7 protein-coding genes are annotated in these 9,086 nt (G+C 45.3%); 2 read left to right on the forward strand and 5 right to left on the reverse strand.

Going from position 1 to position 9,086, the window contains the following annotated elements; translation table 11 throughout:
* The first annotated feature begins 72 nt into the window (after window positions 1-72).
* A complete protein-coding gene (locus ACH6C1_RS18740; protein WP_374079786.1) occupies window positions 73-1,137 on the forward strand; it encodes an Mrp/NBP35 family ATP-binding protein in 1,065 nt (354 codons plus the stop codon).
* A gap of 32 nt (window positions 1,138-1,169) precedes the next feature.
* On the opposite strand, the gene ACH6C1_RS18745 is transcribed toward ACH6C1_RS18740, so the two are convergent.
* The 5 genes from ACH6C1_RS18745 to pdaB all read right to left on the reverse strand — a co-directional run bounded on the left by ACH6C1_RS18745 (window position 1,170) and on the right by pdaB (window position 5,840).
* Entirely contained in the window at window positions 1,170-2,060 is an 891-nt protein-coding gene (locus ACH6C1_RS18745) for a carbohydrate ABC transporter permease (RefSeq protein ID WP_374079801.1), read from the reverse strand.
* Window positions 2,060-2,974 carry a carbohydrate ABC transporter permease gene (locus ACH6C1_RS18750; RefSeq protein WP_095224670.1) on the reverse strand — a complete coding sequence of 305 codons (915 nt, stop codon included), beginning with the start codon at window positions 2,972-2,974 and terminating at the stop codon, window positions 2,060-2,062. The genes ACH6C1_RS18745 and ACH6C1_RS18750 overlap by 1 nt, the downstream gene beginning before the upstream one ends.
* A gap of 22 nt (window positions 2,975-2,996) precedes the next feature.
* Window positions 2,997-4,319, reverse strand: a complete 1,323-nt coding sequence (locus tag ACH6C1_RS18755; RefSeq protein ID WP_374079788.1) for an ABC transporter substrate-binding protein — start codon at window positions 4,317-4,319, stop codon at window positions 2,997-2,999.
* A 127-nt stretch (window positions 4,320-4,446) separates the two neighbouring features.
* Window positions 4,447-5,013, reverse strand: a complete 567-nt coding sequence (gene gerD, locus ACH6C1_RS18760; protein WP_374079791.1) for a spore germination lipoprotein GerD — start codon at window positions 5,011-5,013, stop codon at window positions 4,447-4,449.
* A 65-nt stretch (window positions 5,014-5,078) separates the two neighbouring features.
* Window positions 5,079-5,840, reverse strand: a complete 762-nt coding sequence (gene pdaB, locus ACH6C1_RS18765) for a polysaccharide deacetylase family sporulation protein PdaB (protein WP_366248466.1) — start codon at window positions 5,838-5,840, stop codon at window positions 5,079-5,081.
* A 180-nt stretch (window positions 5,841-6,020) separates the two neighbouring features.
* Here pdaB and ACH6C1_RS18770 point away from each other — a divergent pair, with 180 nt between their 5' ends.
* Window positions 6,021-8,654, forward strand: coding sequence for a cation-translocating P-type ATPase (locus tag ACH6C1_RS18770; RefSeq protein WP_374079793.1), 2,634 nt, complete (start codon window positions 6,021-6,023; stop codon window positions 8,652-8,654).
* The last annotated feature ends 432 nt before the right edge of the window (window positions 8,655-9,086 follow it).

Below are 9,086 nucleotides of genomic sequence, written 5' to 3' on the forward strand. Positions count from 1 at the left end.
GAATGTGTTATACTAGCGGTAAAAGCAATCTGGAAAACGTTTTCCGGAACAAGCTAGGTAGGGGGCGTTCACATGGTAACAGAAGAAAAAGTACGGGAGCTTCTGAATGATATCGAAGATCCTTTTCTACATACGACGCTAGGAGAAACTGGCGCTATCGCGGACATCCGGATCAAGGAAGAGAAACGGCATGTCAGCGTGAAAATTTTGGTTGGCAAGACGAATACAGCAGAACAGATGCAGCTACAGCAAGAGATTGTCAATGTCCTGAAAAATGCAGGAGCTGCAACTGTAGGATTACGCTTTGACCAGCTTCCGCAGGAAATTGTGGAACGCTACAGCCAGTCACAATCCTCCGGTAAGCAGCAAAAATCTTTGCTGGACAAAGATACAAAGACGAAATTCATCAATATCGCCAGCGGTAAAGGCGGTGTTGGTAAATCTACGGTTACAGTCAATTTGGCAGTAGCTCTTGCGCGCATTGGCTTCAAAGTTGGTATCATCGATGCAGATATATATGGCTTCAGTGTTCCGGAAATGATGGGTATCGAGAAACGGCCGGAAGTTGTCGATGACAAAATCACACCAGTGGAACGTTTTGGCGTGAAGATCATCTCGATGGGCTTCTTCGTGGAAGATAACGGACCAGTCATCTGGCGCGGACCAATGCTAGGTAAAATGCTGACAAGCTTCTTCAAAGAAGTACAATGGGGCGATGATCTCGATTATTTGCTTGTCGACCTTCCGCCAGGAACAGGTGATGTGGCTTTAGACATTCATACAATGCTGCCATCCTCCAAGGAAATCATCGTTACAACACCGCATCCTAATGCTGCTTTCGTAGCTGCGCGTGCTGGTCAAATGGCGATTCGCACAGAGCATGAAATCCTTGGTGTTGTAGAAAACATGGCGTACTATGAGGTTCAGGCTACTGGTGAGAAAGAATATGTCTTCGGTCAAGGCGGCGGTGACAAGCTTGCAGATGCACTTGATACAGAAGTGATCGGACGCTTGCCTTTGGCACAGCCATACAAGGAAGAAGGAGTCTTTGCACCAGCGGTATATCAAGAAAACCATCCGCTCGGAGATGCGTATGATGACTTGGCAAGGGCGATTCTAGAGAAATATATGCAATAAAAAAGCTGAGAGCATGTTGCTCTCAGCTTTTTCTATTTGTCGAAGCTGCTTGACCCTGTAATATTCGCTCCTTTGATAAAGTACTTCTGGAAAACGAAGAACAAGATGATCACAGGCAGCAATACAAGCAAGGAACCTGCCATCAAGTAATTCCATTGTGTACTCGCCTGCTCTTTGAATACTTGCAATCCTATTTGCAGTGTATAAAGATTTTCATCGTTTACATATAGCAAAGGACCGAGGAAATCATTCCATGCGCCGTTAAAGGAGAAGATGGCCACTGTTGCCAAGGCAGGCTTCACAAGAGGCAGGGCAATCTTTCTCCAGATATAGAAGTGGTTCGCGCCTTCCATTTTTGCTGCTTCAATCATTTCGTTCGGAATCGTCCGGAAGAATTGACGAAGCAGGAAGATATTGAACGCACTGCCGAACAGAGCAGGAACGACGAGCGGATAGTACGTATTCAGCCATTCCAGTTTGGCGAACAGGACATACTGCGGAATGAGCGTTACAAAACCGGGAATCATCATCGTCGATAGGACGATCGTGAATAGGATATTCTTGCCCGGGAATGGAATCTTGGCAAATCCATACGCTATAAAAGCATTCACAAATACGTTGGCTGCCACACAAATAAGTGTGATGGTAATTGTGTTCACAGCATACGTCGTGAACGGAGCGGACTGCCACGTATGTACATAATTCTCCCAATGCCATTCCTGCGGCAGCAGGGTAGGCGGAAACTGCATGATTTCCTCCATCGGTTTGAGAGAGGTACTGATCATCCACCATATTGGTGATAACAGGAAGAGACTGCCGACTACGAGCAGGACCCAATTCAACGATCGCAGCAGGTTATTGTTTAAAACTGGCTTCCTTCGTTCTCGTTTTTTGGCAAGCTGCTTTCTTTCTGCAATATCCATCACTTATCATCCCCCTCGTAATGCACCCATTTTGGTGCAAGCTTCAGGTTTATGATTGTAATGATGAGGACGACAACGAACAGGATCCATGACATTGCCATGGCGTATCCCATATCGAACGATTGGAATGCTTTGATCCACATATAAAGGTTATAGAACAGCATGGAGCTTGCCGGTCCTCCAGAGCCATTCTGACTCATAACATATGCTTCTTGGAAGATTTGGAAGCTGCCGATCGTACTAGTGATGATATCGAAGAAAATGACCGGGGTAATCAATGGTAACGTGATATGTACAAACTTTTTCCACGATCCAGCCCCATCGATATCTGCTGCTTCGTACAAATTTTTGCTGATACCTTGCATACTCGCAAGATAAAGCAGCATGCTGCCGCCGACACTCCATAGCTTCATGAAGATAAGAGACGGTTTCGTCCAATCGGGATCGAACAGCCAATTCGGCCCATTGATACCGAACCAGGAAAGAACGGTGTTAACAAGGCCTGTTCCGGGATCCAGGAGCTGCATCCAAAGCAAGTAGACGCCAACACCGGATAAAACGGCCGGGAGATAGAAGATTGTGCGGAAAATCCGCATACCTGGCAGGTTCTGATTCATCAGCATCGAGATGAAGATAGCCCCCATGGTTGTCAGCGGAACAGAGAAAATAACAAAGTACAACGTGTTATAAAGGGATGTCCAAAAAAGGTCATCCCCGGTAAATAACTGATCATAATTCTGTAAACCCACAAAGTTCATGCGGGAAGTGATATTGTAATCGGTGAAGCTTGCGTACAAAGAGAACGCCAGCGGACCTAATGTGAATGCAAGGAAGCCGATGATCCAAGGGGCAATGAAAATATACCCTTGGAGACTTTCTCGTCTTCCCATTGTCCACCATTTTTTCTTTTTCATCGTATCCCCCCAAAAACTCACCCTATTGTGCTGTTTTTTCTACAAGTTCTTCCACGTCCTGCTGTGCTTGATCCAATGCTTCCTGCGCTGGTTTATTCTCTATCAGGATAGCATCGAGCTGCGGATTGATAAGATTTACATAATCCGGTGCATAAGCAGGCATTGGAGTAAGCAATGTATCGTTCAGGTTCTGTGCTGCCATTTCATAGACCATTTGATCTTTATCTGATAGTTCATCAGATGTTGCTGCACTTTCGGATGCTTCGATATTGGCTACATTATCGAAGTTTTTCACTGCCCAGTATTCCTGTGCTTCTGTGTCAGTTAGATATTTAATGAATTCCCATGCCTCATCTGGGTGAGAAGAGCCTTTCGGAATCTCAGCTACAAATCCGCCGCCCCAGCTTGTGTTGCCGCTGCCAGGTGTTTTCTCCGGTAATGGAGCTACACCAAAGTCAAGATCCGGTGCATAGTCACGTATCTGCGTGTAGAAGGTTGCTGCGTTCGCCATCATACCGAGCGAACCGTCGAAGAAAGGATTGCTCTGCTGACTGTCGATTTGAGATTGGTAACGATTGATGGTATCTTCGCCGTATTTATCCTTCCAGCTCTTGATCCATTCCATCGTATCAACGTTAGTCTCACTGTTAATGACTGGTTCATCATTCTCGTTGAAATAGTTCATACCTGATCCGTTCAATAGCCACACGTCAGATCCGACTCCATAAAGCGGGTAGAAGCCAATTCGTTCATACGTATCGCCTGACTTCTCGTCTAGTTTTTCCGCGTATTCTTCGAGCTCTTCCCAAGTTTCGGGAGGCTTGTTCGGATCCAATCCTGCTTCTTTGAAGGCATCTTTGTTATAGAACAGGAGTCGTGTGTCTGTATTGAATGGAATCCCGTAGGAATCGCCTTCATACAATGTTGCGTCCCATAGATTCTCATAGAATCTGCCGGAAATATCGTCTTTTTCTAAAAATGGTGCCAGGTTCTCAGCTTGTCCTTCCTGTCCGCGAAGGGCAGTAGCATTGATGTCATTGATGACAACATCCGGTGGATTATTCGCCGCGATGGCAGCTAATTCTTTTGTCCAGATATCGCCGAATGGTATGTATGTATGTTCTACTACGATTTCGTCTTGCGAGTTATTAAAGTCCTCGATGATTTTGTCTATTACAGGACGGCGGATCTCCGAGCCCCAGAATGTCCAGAAATCAATTTTCACTTTACCGTCTTCGGTCTTTCCTTCTGAAGCTGCAGTTCCTTCTGAGCCGCCGGTAAATCCAGCACAACCCGTCAGGAAGAGGAGTAATGCCAGTGCCAGCAAACTGAATCGTTTCAGCATAGTTTAATTCCCTCCAGTTGATTTATGAAAACGTTTTTCTTTACCCATCGTAAAATAGTTGGAAACGCTTTTATGATAAGATGATAAAAAAGACCCAGGCAGAGATAGTCTGCCTGGGTCTTATAATTTACTTCTCTTTTTGTTTGGATTGTGCTTCTTCTAATGCTTTTTGGACTGTCTGCATTAGCTTTTGCTCAAACATGGGTGTTTCGGAAGATTCCTGGATTGTTTTCTCCAGCTCCTTACGGAAATCCTGACTCTTCATGACATTTAGCATCTGCTCTTGTACTTTTGGATCCTGCAGCAGCTGCAGCAGCTGCTTTTGGAAATCTGAATCATTCATCAAATCTTTAACGAGCTTCTTTTGCTCAGGACCAATATTTTTCGCGAAGGCGGCAACAAACTCCGGATCCTCGAAACGCTCTTTCCAGAATTTCTGTCCTTCTTCTGAGGTCCATGATTTATTAATAGCATCTTCTACCTTACTTGCATCCAAAGAGACCAGATCCTGCATTGTCTCATCAGACATTACTTCCGAGATGGCTTTTTTGCCTTCGTCTGTTTTCAATATATCGGCGACCATTTGTTTGGTCGTATCATAATCCGGCTGACTGCTTTCCGCGGCTTGCCCGCCCGTGCATGAAGTAAGCACGAATAGGGATAATAACAAGATCGGCGCTAACCGTATAAACATAATCATGTGCTCCTTCCACTGTAGTAAGTACGCTTACTTTGCGCAGAAGGAGCGGTGTTTATGCATTAATTCACTTCTTTCAATTCAGGTGTTCCGCCGGCAATCAGTTCACTGACAGTTACGTAATGATATCCTTTGTTTTTCAGCGCCGGCAGAATAGTCTCCAGGGCTTTTTCCGTTTGTTTAACGGAATCGGAAGCGTGCAGCTGAATAATATCACCGTTACTTGCTTCTTCCATGACTTCATCCACGATAAGCTGTGTTCCTGGATTACGCCAGTCCTGCGGATTGACACTATATTGAATGACTTTCAATCCGAGGGTTTCGGACAATTGGATGATTTCAGTATTGAAATCCCCGGTTGGTGCCCGGAGCAGTTCAACATCTTCATGACCGAGTTTACGGAATATTTCTTTTGCATAAGAGAGGTCTTTTCTTATTTGAGCAGGCTCTTGATCGATATAGCTTTTATATCGGTAGCCCATCATTCCCAATTCATGCTTATCCTCGACAATCCGATCAATGATTTGCGGATGACGCTCGGCCCACTCGCCACTGACGAAGAAGGTTGCTTTGACATTCTGTTCCTTCAATTCATCCAGTATAGGGATAGCTTGTGTATCTCCCCAGCTTATATTGAAGGTGAGTGCAATATTAGGCTCTTCCTTGCTCCCTTGTGTCAATGCTGCTGGTTTTTCTTTTGAGGAAAAGACGGAAAGTGAGCTGCTCGTCTCCATCCAGATGATTAACGCTGTGAACATCGCCGCTGCTACGACAAATGCCCACCTTTTCCACTTGTTGAAACGGAATACATAAAAGTGCTGCATGCCTATCATTCCCTTCGCTGTCTCCGTAATGTAGTTCCATTCTATGCATGCCTGTCCGTGAACATGATGCTTGTCTGTTATCCGTTAATGAAAATGACAATACTTTTACAAAAAAACTGAGTCTAATTGAGGCAGTTGGGGGAAACCAATAGGAGAGAACCTCAGAAAGGGGCGTACGTAGTGAAGGCTTACCGCATGGATGCAGAAGAGGTTTTGCAGGAACTGGGAACCTCACGAGATGGTATATCACAGGAAGAAGCACAGCGTAGATTGGAAGCGGATGGATACAATGAATTGAAAAGCAAAGAAAAAGATCCGGTATGGAAGCTGTTCCTTGCCACTTTTAAGGATGCCATGGTCATTGTCCTGCTCGTAGCGGCGGCTGTTCAGCTGGCATTGGGCGAAGTGGTGGAATCCATCATCATCTTCTTGGTCATCTTGCTCAATAGTGTCATCAGTGTTGTTCAGACAAAGAAAGCGGAAAGCTCATTAGAAGCGTTGCAGGAGATGTCAGCTCCATCAGCTAAAGTGGTGCGTAGCGGAGAGAGTAAGACTATACCAGCCAAGGAACTGACTAAAGGAGATATTGTACAGCTGGATGCTGGGGATTATGTACCGGCAGACGGCAGGCTTATCAGCAGTGAAGCTTTGAAAATCAATGAAGGAATGCTGACGGGGGAATCAGAGGCGGCGGATAAGAATACAGAGATTATTGAAGAAGAAGCTTCTATTGGAGATCGTATCAACATGGTACATAGTGGATCGCTTGTAGTGAACGGCCGAGGGAGCTTTATCGTAACAGCGATTGCCCAGGATACTGAAATCGGGCAAATTGCCAATATGATCGAAACGGCAGAATCCAAGCAGACGCCTTTACAGAAAAAACTGGATGAATTCAGCAAAAGACTCGGAATTGCTGTTTTGGTATTGTGTATTTTAATTTTCGCTGCTCAGGCTGCACGCCTTTGGTTTGGAGATGCTCAAACAGATATGACACAAGGTTTTCTCAATGCCTTCACCTTTTCTGTTGCAGTAGCAGTGGCTGCAATTCCAGAAGCACTATCTTCTATTGTTACAATCGTCATGGCAGTGGGCACGACCAAAATGGCTAAGCAGCAGGCAATCATCCGCAGGCTTCCGGCAGTAGAAACACTTGGTTCTACTCGCGTGATTTGTACAGATAAGACAGGAACCCTGACACAAAACAAAATGACCGTGACGGATACATTCCTTCCTGGGAAAAGCGAAGGGATATCTGAAGATGAGTCAGTACGGAGCAGAGCAGAGAAGTTGCTTCTGTATATCGCAGTTCTTTGTAACGACTCTAGTGTTAGTGAAGAAGGAGCGGAAATCGGAGATCCAACTGAAACGGCTCTGATCCACTTTGGAAAGAAGATGGGGCTGGATCCAGCTAGTCTGCGAAAAGAGAAGGAGCGGGAAATGGAGCTGCCTTTTGACTCGGACCGAAAAATGATGTCTACTGTCTACCAATTGGATGGGCGCAGGCTGATGCTGACTAAGGGCGGACCAGATGTTATGTTTGAAAGATGCACGCACATCCTGATTGATGGAGAAGAACAATCATTGGATGAAATGCGTCTTAAGGAAGTAATGGAACAGAACGAAAAATTCTCCGATAATGCGCTCCGTGTACTGGCATATGGTTATAAGAAGATACCCGATGATAAGCGTTCATTGGAGGTACAAGATGAACAAGATCTTGTACTAGTCGGTCTCACAGCGATGATCGACCCTCCGCGCGAAGCTGTACCGGCGTCGATTGCAGAAGCAAGAAGTGCTGGTATTCGCAGTATCATGATTACAGGTGATCATAAAACAACTGCTCAGGCAATTGGAAAAGAAATCGGATTGATGGAAAAAGGGGATCTTGCTCTGACAGGCAAGGAACTGGATGCACTCTCTGATGCAGAACTGGATGAGAAGCTTGGCAGGATTTCTGTCTATGCCCGCGTATCACCGGAAAACAAAATCAGGATTGTCCGGGCGTGGCAGAACAAAGGATCCATTACTGCTATGACCGGAGATGGTGTGAACGATGCACCTGCACTGAAGCAAGCGGATATAGGAATAGCCATGGGGAGCGGAACAGATGTAGCAAAGGATTCATCCGCTATGGTACTGGCGGATGATAACTTTGTCTCTATCGTCAATGCTGTCGGAGTAGGGCGCACGGTGTTTGATAATATCAAAAAGGCGATAGGCTATCTGTTTGCTGGAAATCTTGGTGCGATTATCGCGATTCTCTTCGCGGTCTTTCTGAATATGCCGAATCCATTCACGGCACTGCAGTTGCTGTTTATCAACTTAATCAATGACTCCCTGCCGGCGCTTGCTCTTGGTATGGAGAAGGAAGAGCCGGATGTCATGAAACGAAAACCTCGTGATATAAACGAAGGGATATTCTCTGGCGGGACGCTTCAAAGTGTAATCGTTAGAGGGGTGCTGATAGGAGCAGCAGTGATTGTTTCCTTCTATATTGGACTACGGCATTCCGATGAAATGGGAATAGCAATGGCCTTCACGACACTTATACTGGCCAGGACGCTCCAAACGTTTTCTGCAAGATCCAATACACAGACCATTTTCAAAGCAGGCTTTCTTACAAACAAGTATGTACTCGGTGCAGTAGCTATTTGTTTTCTGCTTTATGGCATCACAGTATTGCCGGGAGTACGCAGTATCTTCTCTATTCCGGAAGCATTCGGGTGGAGAGACTGGTCCATCGCAACAGGACTTGCTCTTGCGGCTGTCATCTTGATGGAGATCATCAAAGCTATACGCAATAGAAGATAATAAAGAAACGAGCTCCGTTCAAAACGGGGCTTTTCTTTATGTTAAAATAGGATAATGAGTGCTGGATGGGCTGCCAGTCTGTTACCTGAGATGCTCCATAGAAGGGCCTCTCGGCAGCTTTTGAACTTTAATAGAAAAAAGATGTTGACGTATGTTGAAATAGGTCGTATACTGTTAAACGGCGCTAAGATAAGACAAAAAAACACGCCAAACAGATTATCAAGTTTTTTAAAAAAGGTTGTTGACAGAAACAACCGAGACATGATAAGATGTTCTAGTCGCCGAAACAAGCGACAACAACTTGATTCTTGAAAACTGAACAAAACAACCAATTACGAACTAAACGACATGATCACAAGATCAACGTCAGCTCTAACGAGCAATGCATCAAAACTTTCATGGAGAGTTTGATCTTGGCTCAGGACGAACGCT

The sequence above is a fragment of the Terribacillus sp. JSM ZJ617 genome (genome assembly GCF_044383785.1).
Lineage (GTDB): Bacteria > Bacillota > Bacilli > Bacillales > Amphibacillaceae > Terribacillus.

What these genes read in the sequence shown, in the direction of transcription:
- ACH6C1_RS18740 (WP_374079786.1), top strand. Translation starts at nt 73, where the DNA reads ATGGTAACAGAAGAAAAAGTACGGGAGCTTCTGAATGATATCGAAGAT.
- ACH6C1_RS18745 (WP_374079801.1), bottom strand. Translation starts at nt 2,060, where the DNA reads ATGGATATTGCAGAAAGAAAGCAGCTTGCCAAAAAACGAGAACGAAGG.
- pdaB (WP_366248466.1), bottom strand. Translation starts at nt 5,840, where the DNA reads ATGCAGCACTTTTATGTATTCCGTTTCAACAAGTGGAAAAGGTGGGCA.
- ACH6C1_RS18750 (WP_095224670.1), bottom strand. Translation starts at nt 2,974, where the DNA reads ATGAAAAAGAAAAAATGGTGGACAATGGGAAGACGAGAAAGTCTCCAA.
- gerD (WP_374079791.1), bottom strand. Translation starts at nt 5,013, where the DNA reads ATGTTTATACGGTTAGCGCCGATCTTGTTATTATCCCTATTCGTGCTT.
- ACH6C1_RS18755 (WP_374079788.1), bottom strand. Translation starts at nt 4,319, where the DNA reads ATGCTGAAACGATTCAGTTTGCTGGCACTGGCATTACTCCTCTTCCTG.